4 protein-coding genes are annotated in these 18273 nt (G+C 55.6%); 2 read left to right on the top strand and 2 right to left on the bottom strand.

Translation table 11 applies throughout. The features are described 5' to 3' along the window. Positions 1-14 precede the first annotated feature (14 nt). On the bottom strand, positions 15-1808 hold the full coding sequence (locus LOC70_RS22770) for a ShlB/FhaC/HecB family hemolysin secretion/activation protein (protein ID WP_230256356.1): 1794 nt from the start codon (positions 1806-1808) through the stop codon (positions 15-17). Positions 1809-2264: 456 nt separating this feature from the next. Between LOC70_RS22770 and LOC70_RS22765 the strand changes: the two genes are divergently transcribed. Both LOC70_RS22765 and LOC70_RS22760 read left to right on the top strand, forming a co-directional pair. Then, positions 2265-14195 (top strand): YDG domain-containing protein, encoded by an 11931-nt coding sequence (locus tag LOC70_RS22765; RefSeq protein ID WP_230256355.1) that lies wholly within the window; start codon positions 2265-2267, stop codon positions 14193-14195. A 330-nt stretch (positions 14196-14525) separates the two neighbouring features. Further along, positions 14526-15428 carry a metallophosphoesterase family protein gene (locus tag LOC70_RS22760; protein ID WP_230256354.1) on the top strand — a complete coding sequence of 301 codons (903 nt, stop codon included), beginning with the start codon at positions 14526-14528 and terminating at the stop codon, positions 15426-15428. 10 nt (positions 15429-15438) lie between these two features. Here the strand turns inward: LOC70_RS22760 and LOC70_RS22755 are convergent, their stop codons facing one another. Continuing rightward, the gene (locus LOC70_RS22755; protein ID WP_230256353.1) at positions 15439-18261 is read right to left on the bottom strand and encodes a CRTAC1 family protein; all 2823 of its coding nucleotides are present in this window, start codon (positions 18259-18261) and stop codon (positions 15439-15441) included. Positions 18262-18273: the final 12 nt, after the last annotated feature.

Raw genomic sequence — 18273 nt, 5'->3', positions numbered from 1 at the left:
CCACTCGAGCTGACTCAACGAGGCCTTGGTCCGGGAATCCAGGTGACACCGAAGTGGAAGCGATTGGACCGGCTGCTTTCGTCCAGCTCGACCAAACCAACGCCGTAGTCACCACGTGCGATCAATTGGTCGCCAATTTGGAAACGTGCACCGACGCCGGTGCTCATGGCAAAGTCATAGGCATTTTCGCCAGGGATGGGTTCATCGAGATAACCATTGGCCATGTCGACGAATCCGTAGCAACGCAAAATGTGCGGCCGATGTTCACATCCCCAACGATGCGTCTTCGGACCAAACTCAAAATTCGCGATCCACCCATGGTCAGCGTTCAAGTCACGCTGATCGAATCCGCGAAGCGTGTCAAAACCTCCGATGCCTAGCATTTCACTAAACAGCAGTCTTTCTGAGGTGACTTGCCCGGTAAACTTCGACACGAATTGGTAATTGCGACGGATCAACCTCGAATCTTCGACTCGCATTCTTCCGTAGACATAGTCGGGCGAGGTTCCTGGCCGAATCGTATTGAACGCTTGGCTGGAGTGAGGCCCAGACATCCCGCCGCCGGGTCCCAACAACAGCTCAGTGTGCAGCAACGCGTATTCTTCGGGTTCGTCTCCACGAATAATTCGATCGAAGTTGAGACGCAGTTGGAACAAGTCCGCAGCCGAATCGGAAACGGTCGATCCGTCAAACTCCAGGTTATTGTCCGTGCTCTTGAAGTCAAAACCCAGGAACAGGTTCGTGACTTCATGTCGATTGAAGACGAGGTGACGAGTGAAGCCGCCTCCGATTTGCCAGCTTTGGCCGTCTTGGTTCAAACCGGTGCCCAGCTTCGGGGCAACGTTGGCGAGGCTGCCGAAGACGTTCCCACTCCAATGCCGACTGAATGTTTCGCTGTAGCTGAGCGAATGCGCGTGGAGATAGCGGAATTCTTGGTCGGTTGTGTATTGGTACCCCAGGATGCCGCTTCGCCCGAACATGTTTCCGAATGTCGCGCCCGCGAAAAGACGACCGTAGTTGAGTGTTTCGACGCCAGTGTCATCGGCACCGATGTACCCACGCATGGGACGCACATCGTTGCACTCGAAGATCACGTCCGTGGTTCCCGGTCGAGATCCCTTCTCAAAGTCGACGGTCATTCTGCGAAATGGATTTTGATTCATCCATAACAGATCATTTTCAATGGGCGGCTCGTAGATACGATGTCCGATTCTTGTGCAGTGAATCCAACGTCGCAGTTCCTCCGCATCGAAGTAGCAACCGGGTTGGACTCGGATGTCGCCGATTCGCGATTCGATGACAACCAGATGCACCGTTCCACCGGTGATTCGTTGCTCGGGGATTTGAACATCGACAATCGGATACTTGCAGCGTCGGTAGTGAAGGATCAGATCCCGAGCCATCGAATTCAATTGGCGTAGCGTGATCGGTTTTCCCAGGTAACGCTCGATGATTCGTTCGGTGCCACATCCGTAGATGATGGAGCAGCACGCATCGAAGTCATGGTGGATTCCCCAACGATCGTCGATCGATTTGTCCTGGACGATCTTTTGTGCGGAGTCCACTAAACACACCGCGTCGAGGGAATCGACCAGAATTCGATCATCGCCTTGGAGGTCAAGAGCCTCTTGCTTCGGCAAATCTTCCTCGCGGTTTTGCAGCCACAATCGATTGGCTTCCGTGGCTGCCCGAGGTGCATACCGTTCGAAGTTCTGAGCCTGAAGATTACTTGCAAGGATTACACAAGCAACGATCAGTAGACCGTTCGCAAGAATCTTCAAACTCGTCGCGGCGCGCGCCGGCGACATCCATTGCTTTGTTTGCCCCACAATGCAACTTCCTTGTCTGGTTCGATAGCGAGTCGGTTCCTTCCAACTCGTGCCCCTTCTATGAGGGCTATCGCACTCTCCGGCAGGATCGGCTCAAGCATCTTTTTCCAATCACCCCATCAGTCGATTGCCGGCGGAGTGTTGTGCGGAATGTGCGGGTCATTCAGTGTGACGGCGTCAACATGCCTTCGGGCCACGCGCGGAAAAATCCGTAAGACCGATCATCTCCCCGCTGGCGGCCTATCTTTCCGGTCTTCTCTAGGTCGAACTTTGCCGATCGTCCACCCAAAATGGCGAAAAATGTTTCGTGGATACCCGCTGCAGAGGCAGCAAGCGGATCCACACGACGGGCACTCTTCAAGGATCGATAACATCACCCGAGGGCATTGGGCGATGTGATCGTCTAGTTCTCTCGGGGCAAACATGATTCATGGAATGAAAGCTGCGCGTTTGCGCAGGATGTCGGTTCGTTCGCGTCGCCACGCATTGCGGATGGTAGTGCTTGGAATGGTGGCGGGAGCTGGCGTATCTCAGGGACAAAGCCCGGCGTTGCCGAGCGGAGCTGACGTCGTGGCTGGGCAAGCGGCGATCTCACAAAGCGCCGGTGTAATGGACATTCAAGCGTCCACCTCACGAACCATCGTGAATTGGGACTCATTCAACGTTGGTGCTGGAAACATCGCGAATTTTCAATTGCCGGACTCAAACTCCGCGATCCTGAATCGAGTCACCACGCCCAACATGCCATCCACCATTTCAGGGACCATTCAGTCCAACGGCAATGTGGTCTTGGTCAATCCATCCGGAATCATGCTCAGCCAATCGGGGTTGGTGAACACGAACGGTTTTATTGCATCCACCTTTGACGTGACGAATGAATCATTCCTGAGCGGAGGGCCGTTGGCCTTTCAGGATGTCGGCGGGGACGGATCGATTGTTAACGAAGGTTCCATCGCCACAGCCGAAGGTGGAGCCCACCTGATCGCAAACCAAATCGCCAACCACGGGAATATCACCTCCGAGGGAGGCAACATCTCACTGTCGGGCGGCGGAACCGTCACGTTGGACAACGGCGTCACCTACGTCCAACCCTCCATGGAAACGTTGATCAGTGGAATCAGTCCCACCGCGGGATTGATTGAGAACTCGGGAACAGTTCGAGCCACCGGTGCGGCAGAAGTTGGCGGCGAAGTTTACTTGGTGAACCCCAGCGGCGAGATTCTGCACGATGGCACCATCCAAAGTCAGCTTGACCAAGGGACATCGGGCGGCGAAGTGAAGTTGGAAGCGGACCGCATAGCACTCGGAGAAAACGCGGTCATCGACGCAACTGGTTCGAGTTTCGGTGGAACCGTGCTGGTCGGCGGAGAGTGGCAGGGCGAGGGCGACATGACGCAAGCGTCGTCCGTCACCATGCAGTCCGGTGCGGTCATCGATGTGTCGGCGACCGAAAATGGCGACGGCGGAACCATTGTGCTCTGGTCGGACGTTTCCAACAAAGACTCGCTCACGCAAGCCTTCGGAACGTTGCTCGCACGAGCCGGACAATGGCTCGGAAACGGTGGTCAGATCGAGACTTCCGGAGCTCAAGTCGACCTCGAAGGCATCCGAGTCGACGCCGGAGCGGCCAATGGGCAGGGCGGACATTGGCTGATCGACCCGTTCAACTTTGTGATTGACTTGGCGGCTTCGATTAACCTGATCGCCGCGCTGGACGCCGGTACGAGCGTGACCGTCGACACGACAGTCGACTCACCATTGCTGGGCAGTTTAGGAAGCATCTTGGATGCGGGCGACATCTCCATCACCGCCGACCTAATCACTGGGGCGATGCTGGGCGACGCAACGTTGACTTTGAAAGCCGATCGCAACATCTCGCTTGACGCGGGCGTTTCCATCGACGCGACGCAGAACTCCAACACTCGCAAACTCAACGTTGTTCTTTGGGCGGACCAAGACAACGATCTCGCGGGACACGTTCAGGTTGGAAGCAACCTGCTCGCCACCAATATTCGGACCAACGGAGGCGGTTTTGCGATCACCGGCGGATCCACGACGACTTGGACACCGGCGGACGGTGAGGCGGCATTGTCGATCGGTGCCGGTCGGGCTTGGGCGACGGATTTGACCGGGTTGCTCCATGGAGCTGACCTACGCAACACAACCATCGACACCGATGGAGGCAATGTACTGATCCGAGCTGGGTCGTCTTCCTCGGTTGGCATTTTTGACGATGTCTTTGGCATTGGCTTCGATGACGTCAGCATTTCAACGGGAACAGGTTCAATCACACTGGATGGATTGGTTGCCGACCAATCGGGATTGAACGTCGACAACGCGATTGGCGTTCACTTGGCCTCTGGATCCAGCCTCGCATCGACGACGGGTGACATTTCGATCACCGGTGAGCTGGCCAACACCACCGACTTCGTGAATGGAGCCGGAGTCTGGATTGGTCGAGACATCGAAAACACACTGACGTCCAGCGGTGACATCAACATCAGCACGACGCAGGGCGACATCGACATCGTCGGCATCGGTGCGGATCAAAACGGGTCGGGCTGGCGACATGGTTTGGCACTGGTCACCTCGGTTGGAAGCGACAGTGTGTTCCTGTCGACGGTGGATGGTGACATCACACTCGATGGAACGGCAAACTTCCTAGACGGCAGCACCAACGACACCTCCGGATTGCAGTTCCAACCTGGTTCGGGCGGCGTGATGGCAGTCACATCGCAAACCGGCAACATCACTCTTCGCGGCGCAAATTCGCAAGAAGGCAACCTGAACGAAAACGGAATTCGACTAAGTGCCAACGATGTTTCGGACAACATCCGAATCGGCTACGACGGGGTGAATGCGTATTCGGGCGACATCTTGATTCAAACCAATTCGCTGTTCAAACAGAACACCAACGCGGGCAGTGGTTCGATATCGGTGCAGAGCACCGGCGGTTTGACCATCGAGTCGATTGGTAGCTCATTCACCAAATCACCGACGCTGGATGACGATTGGAACTTAGGGACGACGTTTGGCTCGATGTTTTTCGGCAAGATAGACAACACCGCAGATTTGACTTTCGACTCCGCAATCTCTCTGGCCGGGGCTTTTTCAGCGTACGGAGGAAACCTGACGTTCAATGACACGTTAACCAGTTCAGGGACAGGGGATTTGTTGTTCAAATCCAATGCCGCGACCGATTCATCGATCAGGTTGTTTGGCAACATCCTAAAAACAGGCGGCGCGCGTTCGGTGTTGACAGCGCAAGCCGATGGTCGAATTCAACTCCACGGGGATATTCTCGCGAGTGGTTCTGCGTTGCTCGATACCGTGTTGTGGTCGGACTTTCACCATACCAGCTCAGGCGGTGTTTCGATCCTGGGTGATGTGGTCACCAACGGAGGACATTTCTGGGCCGGAGGAAGCAACAGCAACGGCGGCAGCCAACAATGGAATGGTTTGACCGTCGGTGACGGAGCCTCCGTGGGTGCCAATGGGTTCAATCACAACGCGTTGGATCTGTTCGGTGATGTCTCGACCGGCGGAGGAGATTTACTGCTATGGGCGGGACTTGGGTTCGATGCGGGGATCGACGGCATTGGCATGAATGGTTCGCGGCTTCTGTCAGCCGGCGATGGTGACATCTGGCTAATCGCGAACGACTTCGGCGGCGTGGGAACCATTCAAGTCGATCTCACAGGGCATCTTCGTTTGTGCCCTTATGAGCTCGCTTGGGCCAACATCGGCGGGCAACTCGATTTCGCCGGCAGCCTCTCTACCAACACGTTCGTCGGATCGGCTGATGTCGATTGGCTCTTGATCAACAACTTCCATCTTCTCGGCGGGCTATCGCTGGGGCGTTCTGGACTGACCCAAGATATCTCGGTGCAGCAATCCATCGCGATCAATGGTGACTTGGAGTTATTTGCTAACAGCATTGTCACGGATCCGGGTGCCTTGATTGACCTGGGACTTAATGGATCATTACTCGCCGAAGCCGACACCGACATCACGTTTGGCGATGCGATTGCGTTGGGAGGTGATCTCGATCTCACCAGCGGCAACGATATTCGCTTGACCGGTCTACTATCGCGAACCGGGTCCGGCAACACGGACACGGTCATCAAAGCCGATCGTCACATCGTATTGGACACCAACGCCAATATCACCACCGCGGGAGGATCACAAAACGTCAAGCTGTGGGCTGACGCGGATAACTCGGGCGATGGGATCAGCATCTTTCGAGCAGAAACATTGGCGACTGCTGGAGGATCATTCACAACCGGAAACGGTGACACAGCCACCCTCAATGGAACCGAAGTGCAAGTGGGAGGCGATATCTACGTCACCGGATCGCTCGCTCAGAACGTGAGCACCGATGGCGGCGACATCAACATTCAAGGTGAAGCGATTGTTGCGAACTCGTCGATCGGCGGAGTCACGCTGGATTCGGCCGGTGGAGACATTCAGATCACCGGCGTCTTGAACTCTGGAAACCAATACGACTATGTCGACGGTCCCGACGGCGGCGGATCTTGGGATTGGGCGCGCACGGATGCAATCAACGGCACCGGCGGCGGATCTAATCTTGGAGACAGCTACCTGGTCACCATCACTTCTCGACTTGAAAACGCCATTGCTGGCATTGAAGCCGAATATCGCGGAGCGTGGTTGGGTGCTTATCGCGACACGGCGACGCCGCTCGATTGGAAATGGGCGGACGGGCCGGAGGCAGGCCAGCATTTCTTCACCGAACTGGATGCGGGAGGCGGATCGAGCGTCCCAGGTGCGTTTTCAAACTTTGGTGCGGGGGAGCCCAATGGCGGACCTTCCCCGACCGGCGAGAACGTTGGTCAGTTCTTTGGAACCGCGGGCCTTTGGAATGACTTGGCCGACGAGACCACATTTGCCGCCTCGCAAGACACCGTCTACAGCGTCCTGGGTTATGTCCGGGAAACGAATCTAACGCCAACCGCAGTGACTTTGGATGCGGGAGCCACTGGAACGGTCAATCTCGCTGGAATCGGAGCGGGCAAAGCATTGCAAACCTTGGACGTCACCAGTGCTGGTGTCAATGTCAACGGGACCGCTTTGGTGACAACGGGAACTCAAACCTACGACTCATCGCTTTCGCTCAATAGCACCGCAGGTTTGGAACTGACCAGCGGAGGTCTAACAGCCGATGGGGCCATTCAAATTCAATCGAGTTCACTGAACCTGGCAAGCGATTTGTCGATCACCACAGGCGACAATCTACTGGTCCGTGCCGATGCCCTAACCGTGCCTGGTCCAATCAGCGTGGACACCACGGGCGACGTCACCTTCGAGCCGCTGAGCGATTCATTCGCGGGGGCTTTCACCTTGCCGGTTGACCAACTTGGTCTTTCCGCAAACATTGGCGCATTGACCGTCGGAAAGATCGGAAACACCGCTGACCTGACCGTCTCCGGTCATCTCTCGATCAACGGTGACTTTTATGGTGAAGGCGGAGACATCACGTTGCAAGACGACGTGAGCACCAACGGCGGCGACTTCACCGTGGTCGCCACTGGCAATCTGCAGCAGTCATCCGGTACGACCATCAATACAGATGGTGGCAACATCCTGATGTGGTCGGACAGCGATGCAAACACGGTCGGCCACATTGAAGTACAAACCGGAGCCAGCCTGCTATCGGCCGGCGGCAACATCACACTCGCGGGCGGTGCCGATGGCAATGCCGACGGATCACCCGACGGCTTCGCGTCCGGGCAGGCTCATGTGAGTGATTCGGGATCGTTTTACTCGGGTCTATCCCTGCACGATGCAATCGTGGACGCTCGCGTCGGTAGCGTGCTCGATGCGACGACCGGTGATATCACCTTGAAAGGCACCAGCACTTACATCGAAGGCGATACCGCCGTGGGTGTGCTTCTGCACGGCAGTCAGCTTTACGGAAACCAAGTCTCGGTTCAGGGCTCACTGACGGATGTTGGTGGAACGACCAACCGCATCGCGGTCGCCTCCACCGGCCCCGTTTCACCCAACAACACCACGTTGAACGCTTTCGCGGGACTGCATCTGATCGGACAGACCGCCACCCCTAACGATCAATTCGCGATTCATCTTGGGGCGAATCACTCCATGGGAGTCTTGGATGGCGACCTGCACCTTCAAGCCAACGGACAGTTCGCAAATTTAAGTTCCGCGTCGGTTTCCATCGCGAACTCGCATTCGCTGATCGTTGACACCGTTGGCAATGCGACCTGGGGCGGGGTCATTCAAGGAGCTGGCGGTCTGACGAAACAGGGAACAGGAACCCTGACGCTATCAGCTGCCAATACGTTTACTGGATACGTCCAATTGACCGCCGGGACGCTCTCGCAGTCTCTGTCGGGTGCATTGGCGGATTCGATCGGCATCGACATCGCATCTGGTGCCAGTTGGAATCTCAATGGCCATGACGAAACGGTGCGTGCGTTCAACGGTTCCGGAAACATCTCGCTCGGCACTGGATCACTCACTGCTTTCGCCGATGACTCGTCGGGTACCTTCGCTGGAATGATCTCCGGAAGCGGCGACCTCTTCAAAAGAGGCACCGGTGAACTGATATTGACGGGCGACAATACCTATACCGGTTCAACCACGGTCGATGGAACGTTGCGGATTCGGCGAGATGCTTTGTCCCTGACCTCCAGTAGCTATGTTGGCTCGGGCGATATTTTCCTGGAGCCGTTGAATACCAGCTTCGCATCGACTTTGGACACCTCCGGAACCACATTCGGTGGACTACTGACCGGTTTGACAATCGGCAAAACCAACAACACAGCTTCCCTCACGGTCGGCTCGAACGTCTCCATCCATGGTGAAGTGAGTTTGATCGCTGGAAACGTGCAGCTCAACGCATCGCTGAATACCAATGGAAATCGCTTTCACGTCGACAGCACCGGAGCGGTCACACAAAATGCATCGGGAGTCATCTCCACAAACGAGTTGTTGCTAACTGGCGCTGGCAATTTCTCTCTCAACAGTGGCTCCAATGCGTCGACGGTTTTAGCTGCCAGCGGTATTCATGACCTATCGTATGTCGACTCCAACACACTTGAGATCGGCACGGTCGACGCCAATGGAATCACCGCGAGCGGTGAGGTCGTAATCGCAACGCGATCGGGCGACTTGACCATCAGTCAAAACCTGTTGACCACGGACGGCACGTCTTTGGCGATCATCTTGAACGCGGGATTGGATGCTGACGCTGGCACGGCGACCGGTGGCAATCTTATATTTTCCGGTTCCCCGACCGTGAATGCCGGTGCGGGAGGTCGCGTGTCGCTTTACAGCGGCAGCATTGCTGACAGCTCGGGAATGACCGCTCTGATCGGGTCCGGCACCGACAACTTTCGATACAACAGTGACGAAACAGCGACCAATTTTACAACGCCACTTGGAACTGGCGTTCACGGCATCTATCGCGACCAACCGACCGCCACACTGACCGCCAATGACACCTCGGTCACTTATGGCAACGACGCCCCGACCATCACCGGTTCGGCATCCGGATTGGTCAATGGTGACAGCGCTGGAACCTTCAGCATTGTTTCGCCTAACAATTCCGGTGCCGGCAAATTGAAAGCGGGCACCTACGCCGCGACGGATCAATCGCTCGCCGCTTTGGGCTACGCCTTGGTGAATGATACGAACGCGTTGGTGGTCGATCCTAAGACCGTTTCCCCAGGTGGTTTCTCTGTCGCAACGAAGACCTACGACGGCAATACCGACGCAAGTTTATCCGCCAGTGGAATTGCTTCTGGCGTTCTTCTCGGCGACAACGTGACGCTTTCCAACACGGGAGCAACCTATGATGACAAACATGTTGGGTCCAGCAAAACCGTCACCCTCACCGGTTTGTCATTGAGCGACAGCGATGCAAGCAACTACACGCTTAACGGCGTCAACACCGCAACCACCACAGGAGACATCAACGCCAAAGCCATCACCGTGAGTGGCTTGACTTCCGCGGACAAAGTCTACGACGGCACGACCACAGCCACTGTTCCCACAGGCGACGCCATCTTCAACGGGAAAGTCGCTGGCGACAACCTGACTCTCCAGAGCGTCACCGGGACATTCGACAGCAAAAACGTCGGGAACGCAAAGCTGGTCACGCTCAGTGACGCGGTCTACGGCGGATCCGATGTTGGCAATTATGTGATCAGCGACCAAGCCACGTCTTCCGCTGACATCACGCAAAAAAGCTTGACGGTCAGCGGTATCGTCGCCAATGACAAGGTCTACGATGGAACCACCAACTCCGTCATCGATTTAAGCGGAATTGATTTCGCGGGGCTGATCTCGGGAGATAGCGTTACCGCGTCCGGAACCACAGGTGCCTTCGCGGACAAGCACGCCGGAACCGACAAAGTCGTCACGCTGGCCAACACCAGCTTCGGTGGATCGGACGTTGGCAACTACGCGATCACGGATCAAACCAGCACACTGGCGGACATCACCGCCAAATCAATCTCGGTCAGCGGAATCACCGTGGCTGACAAAGTCTACGACGGAACGACTGTTGGCTCCGTTGATCTCAGCGGAATCACCTTCGCCGGTTCGGTGGGTGGCGACAACCTGACCGCATCAGGAACCAGCGCAGCCTTCGCGGACAAGAACGCCGGTTCCAACAAAACGGTTGCACTTTCAGGAACCATCTACGCCGGTAGCGACGTCGGCAACTACGCCATCACCGATCAAACGGCGACCGTGGCAGATATTTCGGCGAAGGCAGTAACGGTGTCCGGCATTCAAGCCAACAACAAGGTCTATGACGGGAACGCATCGGCGGTCGTTGACACACAGTCGGCAGTGATCAATGGACTGATCAGTGGAGACGTTGTGAATGTATCCGGGACGACTGGTGAATTCGACAACAAACATGTCGCGAGTGGCAAGACAGTGTCGCTTGCCAACACATCGGTCACCGGCACGGACGCAAGCAACTACACCTACACCTTCCAAAGCACAGCACTCGCCGATATCACTCCTCGTTCGGTAACGGTTTCCGGATTGGCTGGACAAGCACGCGTCTACGATGGAACGACCAACGCCCCCATTGATGTGTCTGGATCAGACTTCGATCAAGTCGTCAGTGGTGATGACCTGTCGGTTGTTTCCGCTGCCGGGTCTTATGCCGACAAACATGCTGGCGAAAACAAGACCATCACAATCAGCAACATCGTCTACGGCGGAGCGGATGCAGGAAACTATTCGATCACCGATCAATCGCAAACGACAGGTAACATTTCGCCTCGTTCGGTAAGCGCCACGGGAATCGCAGGGCAAGACAAAGTTTACGATGGCACAACAACAGCGACGGTTGATGCCAGTGGATTGTCATTCACGGGATTGGTGGGTGGCGATGAATTGACGCTCGATAACATCACTGCCGCATTTGCGAACAAACATGCCGAACCAAACAAAACGGTGTTGCTGTCGGGGGCAGATTACTCCGGGGCCGATCGAGCCAATTATGTGATCACCGATCAATCCACCGCCACAGCAGACATCAACCCACTGGCGATATCACTGCTGGGGCTGACGGGATCCGATAAAACCTACGACGCGACGACGTTGGCAACGTTGACTGGAACCCCGACGATCAATGGTTTGTCAGGCGATGAGGTGAGCTTGAACGGAACCGCCATCGGCAACTACGCCTCCAAAGATGCCGGATCCAATTTGTCGATCACGGTGTCTGGATTGCATTTGACCGGAGCGGATTCGGCGAACTACGAGCTTCAGTTCCCGACGGGGCTGGTTGGGTCCATCGCCCCGGCGGCGTTGCAAGTGACCGCCAACCACGACGCGAAATTTGTGGGAACAGCTGACAGTGCCGGATTCGCGGGTGCCAGCATCACTGGATTTGTTGGCGGCGAGAACGCATCGGACTTAGGCGGATCGCTCGTGATCACGCGTTTGAACGTTGGTGTTGATGAGGCCCCCGGTGATTACTCGGGAGTCCTCACGCCAAGCGGACTGAACTCCGACAACTACGACATCACCTTTGGCGTCGGCGATTTCACCATTGTCCCCGCTGAAGAATTGCTGGTTCGTTTCGGCAACAGCGATTCCGTCTATGGTGAATCCGAGTCCTTGAGTTTTCTTTCCGCACAATACATGGACAGCGGAAACTCCGTGCACAACTTGGCTCCGCCAACCGTCTCGGGAAACACCTACACCTTCGATGATGGTGCGGGCGGAACGGCACAAATGACGATCGTGGCAGATCAAGCAACCTACGGCGGTAGCGGTGCGTTGTCAGTCGGCAGCTACAACCTGATCGCCTCGAACGTTACGGAAACCAGCGTGAATTTTTCGAACCAGATCAGCGTGATCGGAAGCCACGCGGTTGCCGCGGCCCCCATTTCGGCATCCGTTTCCAATACGACCAAGAGCTACGACGGAACCGTCCTCTTTGACCTGTCCGGACTCCAACTCTCCGGTGATGTCGCAGGAGATTCCATTTCACTCAGTGGTGTGGGCGAATACCTGTCCGAGCACGCTGGAACTGGCTTGTCCTACACCATCGACGGTCTGACCTTGGCGGGTGACGACGCGAGCAACTACTACCTCACCAGCGGCAGTTCCTTCGCGGGCAACGACGGAATCATCAACCCAAAGAACGTTTCATTGAACGCTCCCGACGCGAATCGAGTTTACGATGGAACGGATCAATTCAGCGTGACACTGGATCAGCTCGCACATTTGAGTCAGCAACTGGGTGTGGTCGGTGACTTTGTTCAGAACATCCAACTGCAGTTCGACGACAAGAACGTGGGCAACAACAAAACCCTCACTCCGTCCTCTGCGACCGTCGTCGATGGCAATGGCGGCGCGAACTACAACATCAGCTACGTTGACAGCAATGCAGCCTCCATCAGTCAACGCGACAGTGTTACTTGGATTGGCGGCAACAGTGGCGACTGGAGTGACCCAAGCAACTGGCAAGACGGTGCCATCCCAGACTTCAGCAACGTGCGTCACGTCGTACTACCTGACGGCGTCACACCGAAATTCGATGCGAGCGTCGGGGGCCCCGTGGTGATTGACAGCCTCTCGGGAGGCAACTTGCAACTAAACAGTGGCGATTTGGAAATTCAGGATGCAGCCAATCTGGATCAGTTCACTCAGTTGGGAGGAACGATGAACGTGGACGGAAACCTCACCGTTGACAGCCTGAACCAACAGGCGGGAACAACCGAGGTCTCTGGCGTGTTGACCGTTCTCAGCAACTTCATCCAAACAGCCGCTGGCCAACTTAATGCAATCGGTGAGGCATCCATCACCCAGAGCACGGGCGACTTAGTGATTCACAAACTATCGGCGGGCGATGGGGAGTTCCGGGTGACCGATGGCAACGCTTCGCTCGGAGACATCGTCGTGACTGGCGATTTGCTGGTTGAAACACTTCAGGGAAGCATCGACCAACTGGCCGGCACATCACTGGCGGTATCCCAAACAGCAACTTTGAACGCATTGGGCACAGTTGACGTTTCCAATACCGGGAACGACTTCCAAGAAGTCTTGCATTCGCAGTCTCAATCGCTCGCCGTCCGCGACGACATTGGTGGTTTGATATTGGGCGGAACAACGACCGCTCAAGACGCTTCCATTGAATCGAGCGATGGAGCGATTCGACAAAGTGATGCGAGTTTGCTGAACATCGGTGGCACTGCCGGATTCGCGGCCACAGCGGGTGGTTCGCGAGCTGGCATCACGCTCGATCAATCAGGCAATCAATTTCACGATTCAGTCGAATTGCACGGAAACCATGTTCAAGTCCTGAACACGCTTGGCGACTTGAAGTTGGGTGACACGGATGTGACTGGCGATCTCTCGGTGACCAATCTCGGTGGTGAAATCATTCAATCACTTGGATCTGCCATCGATAGTACCGGGGAGGCGTCGTTCCTCGCACGATCACGCAACACGCCGGCTGATATCCGTCTCAACAACTCCGGCAATCAATTCCGAAGCTTGGTGCACGTCGATGGGAATCAAATCGACGTCCAGGACGTGGATGGAAAAGTGGAATATGGGAGGTACCGATCCTTCGAGCAAACTCAAACCGCTCAACGTTCCAGCAGCCAGCTCATCCGTGACACAAACACGAGATACACCGATGACGAAGGCGAGGGGTCGGACTCGAGTGGAATCTGGGGATCGCTTCGCTCGATGATTCGATGGACGAAACAAGTCTTTGAAGGCGACGCACACGTTCCTGCGGATCCAACTCGTCCGCTGACCATCGAAGAGATCACCGACAACGGGCAAGACATCTTTGTCCACCAGGGACGGAAGCAACCGCTTGAAGTGAGTTCCGGCGAATAGAGGCGAAAGCCCCTGCGGGGTGAGATTGAATTCGAACTGACGAGTCGCCAGTTTGGTTCGGAAAGGCCATCCCGCGAAGCTGGTGCCGAGAGACTTCTTTCCGGCACCAGCTTCATCGCTTTTTCACATACGGCTGAACAGTGATGGCGACGTTCGATAATCAATGAAATCACGGCAATGCGGCGCACTCCCAGAAGCGGACGATAACAATTGGCCGACCACAGTCGCACATCCGCGAACAACGTTGGTTTCGCATCTGGCAAAGTCAGGTAGAGTGACGACAGACAACTGTGCTTCATTTTGCTCGCCAATTCCTCCAAGTCGCTTCTGATGAACAACGTTCTCTCCCATACCCAGCCCATCCCACGCCGGACATTGTTGCAACACGGATCACTTTGGTTGGCCGCGTCAGCCCCGATCGCGAAAGCCGCTTTTGCAGATGAGAAACGAAGCAGCGAGGCCGTTCGAATCGGTCTCGTGACCGACTTGCACCACGCGGACAAGGCACCCGGTGGCTCGCGGCACTATCGTGACACCACCAAGAAGTTGGCCGAAGCCGCCAAACAGTTTCGCTCCTCGTCAATCGATTGCTTGGTCGAACTGGGCGACCTGATCGACGCGGCTGAGTCCGTCGACACCGAGTTGGGCTACCTTAAAACAATCAACGGGCAGTTTCGCGAAATCTGCAAAGATCGACATTACGTGTTAGGCAACCACTGTGTCGACACTTTGAAGAAGTCGGAGTTTTTGGAGGGCGTTGGACAAGAACGGTCTTACTACTCCTTCAACCGCAAAGGTATTCATTTCATTGTGCTCGACGCGTGCTTCCGAGAGGACGGCGTCGGGTATGAACGAAAGAATTTTCACTGGACCGACGCTAACATTCCTCCGGCCGAACTGGATTGGTTGCGGAAAGACTTGAAGTCCAACGAACATCCAGTTGTCGTGTTCGCGCATCAACGGCTGGACGTCAGCGATCACCACGGAGTCAAGAACAACGCCGTCGTACGGGACGTTCTCGAACAATCAGGGAATGTCAAAGCCGTCTTCCAAGGACACAGCCACCAAAATGCTTTGAAGCAAATCAATGGCATTCACTACTGCACATTGGCCGCGATGGTGGAAGGCAAAGGGATCGCCAACAATGGCTATTCCGTGATGGATGTCTATCCGGATGGAAGCATTCACCTGGAAGGCTTCATGAGGCAGAGCAGCTACGACTGGAATTCTTGAACGGCAAGAATCATCGATCGATGACGTAGGTCTCGGAGGTTCCTTCGATCAACAGCGTTTCGTGATTGGGTAACACACGGAATTGCTCGGCAACCCCCGTCGGCCATTGAATCTCCACGGCAACCGCTTGGTTGCCGTCTCGCTGGCCCAGGCCGACGTTGATCAAACGATCGCTGGACGCGAGGAAACCATCGCCAGCCGTCACCCAGTGGCGAAGCTTTCGCTCACCATCGATCACGGTGACTACCGTCCCCACCGCATCACGTCCAGATCGCGTTCCCACCAGTCGCAACTGCAGTGACTGGTTGGCCAAAGCCTCGTCGGTTTGGTTGTGAAGGATCGCAGTCGGTGCCCCCTGGTGAGTGATCAACAAGTCCGCTCTTCGGTCCCGATCGACATCCATGCTCCACACCGCTCGCCCAACATGCTTTTCTAGGAAATACCCGCCGATTTCTTCGTTGGGAACAATGGAAAACTCGCCGCGATTTCGCGACCAAAGAAGTGGTGGTTGTTCATATCCCACGTCCGCATCGTGTTCCACATGCCCGTTGGTGACAAAGACCTCCTGCGATCCACCGTTGTCCAAGTCGATGGCGACAGCACCGAATCCCAGCAAATCGAAACTCGGCGTTACCAAACCGGCTGAACTCGCGCGGTCCGCCCAAATGCCAGGGCTTTGCTGCAAGTAAAGAGCGTTGTGTTCTTTTTCGAAGTTGGTGACGTAGAAATCAACATCCAAATCACCGTCAAGATCACCGGTGGCGATGCCCATGCTGGCTTGGGGACGCGATCGCCAATCCAAGGCGAGACCACTCAAAGTTCCCGACTCTCGCCACATAGACGATTCGCTGCGTGACCGTGTCCAATAATGGTTGCTGGTCATGTCATTCGCGACGAAGACATCAAGACTGGAATTATCATCGAACTGGCCCACCACGATTCCTAGTCCACGACCTGGGTTGGATGGCGGAATGCACCACTCATCGGTCACGCTCTGGAACCCGCCAGTAGGCAATCCCTGATAGAAGTGGTCCGTGACCGCTTCGTACTGGGTCGGAGCACAAAGCCCGAGACTCCCATCCGGATTGCGGCATCGTTTGGTCAGTGCAGTCTTCCCATTGCAATAGCGCAAACTGATGAAGTCAGCGATTCCATCCCCATCCAAATCCGCTACGGCACCGCTGGTGGACCATCCATCGTCGATGGACTGAAACCACCGATCTGACTTTGAAAAAGTACCGTCGCCGTTGTTCAGGAAGACTGTGTCACGGCCGTATTTCAATTGCACGAGGTCCACAAACCCGTCCGCGTTCAAATCTCCGGTGCATACGCCTTGGGCGTAACCACGAGGCGAAACACCAATCAGGTCCCGCTGACCTTCGAAGTGCCCTGCGACGTTACGGTAGAAGTTGCCGTTGCAAAGCTCTTGCGACTTCACCTCAGCAACAGTGCCAGCCACAAACAGATCGGGCCAACCATCCAAGTCGTAATCCAATGCCGCGCCGCCCGATCCCAATTGCGAGTAGATCGGGATCATTCCGTTCTCCAAACGGATGGGTTCGTGACGGGTGTCATCGATCCCAAAGTTTCCGCTCGCTTCCAACAATCGATAGTCGATCAGTGTTTCCTTAGGCGGGTTTGATCGTTCGCGTCGTGATTGTCCGAGCGAACCGACGGAATGTGCAGAAATCTGGTTGGCGAGGTCATCCGAATTTGCAGAAGACGCGACCAACCGCGGAACGATTTGTTGTCGCAATGTTTCGTAGGCGGGAACGGACGTTTGCCAAGGGAGATCGGACCGCAGATGACGGACAATTTCCCCGCGAACGACCGCCGCGTCGGGGTGTGAACCGGGTTGGTCGCGAATTCCATTGGCGATCCACGCCTCCGCTTCCCAGTGACGCCCCAGTTCGCTTAGCGTTTTCGCGATCAGCGTTGCAATTGGCAGCGACTTCATGTTGGCGCGGTAAAAGCGGTCCTTTTCCTGCACCAGTCGCTCCAGCAACTCCGCGCGTTGGGTCAATTCCGTGAGCAGTGAGTCCGTGCCATCATCCTCTTCTTCAATCGCGTTTTTCAATGCTTGGGCTAGCTTTGCATGAACCTTGCCAACACCATTGTTGATTTCGATCGAACGCCAATAGCACTGAACCGCCTCCGCATAGTCGGATCGAAGTACCGCCCAATCCCCTAGAACCGCCCAAACCAGCCACGAATGTTTTCGAACATCATCTGGAAGATTTCGCTTCCAAGCATTCAATCCATCAAGGTCATCCACTAGCAACAAACGTTCGCCTTCCAACGCCCACGCCGGGAGGAAGCTGGGATGTTGTGACAGAATCGGATCCAGCAGTTCGCTGGCTTTGTCAAAATGTCCGTGATCCATTTCGATGCGAGCCATCCCGATCTTCAGCCGTACATCAGATGGATTTCGCTCGGCAAGCAGATTGAGGGACTGAACTTCGCGATCACGTTGTTCGTTTTGGCTCATGGAAAACAGCAAAACGGCGTCGAAGTAGCGATCTCGGATCAGTTTGCGGCCATGAGGGATCGCGCGGTGGATTTGCTCTGAACTCACCAGACAATCAAACAACCAGCGTCGCATCTCTTTGCGTTCTGGGTACGCTCGGACCACCTTCTCCAAAAGCTCAATGCTTTCAAACAACTGGCCGGTCGCCATGAATCCGGCGACAGTTTGCAGCACCAAAGCCTCATCTTTGAACTGGTCGGCTTCGCAAGCTGCTTGTAACAGAGCCGCCACTTCATCGCCTTTGCCAAGACGTTGTTTCACCTCAGCCACCGCGACCAGAAGCGACACATCGTCGGGCGAAATCAAGAGAGCTCGTTC

Source organism: Rhodopirellula halodulae, from assembly GCF_020966775.1.
GTDB lineage: Bacteria > Planctomycetota > Planctomycetia > Pirellulales > Pirellulaceae > Rhodopirellula > Rhodopirellula halodulae.
The sequence above is the reverse complement of the archived record's forward strand: the minus strand, read 5'-3'. Positions and strand labels throughout refer to the sequence as shown.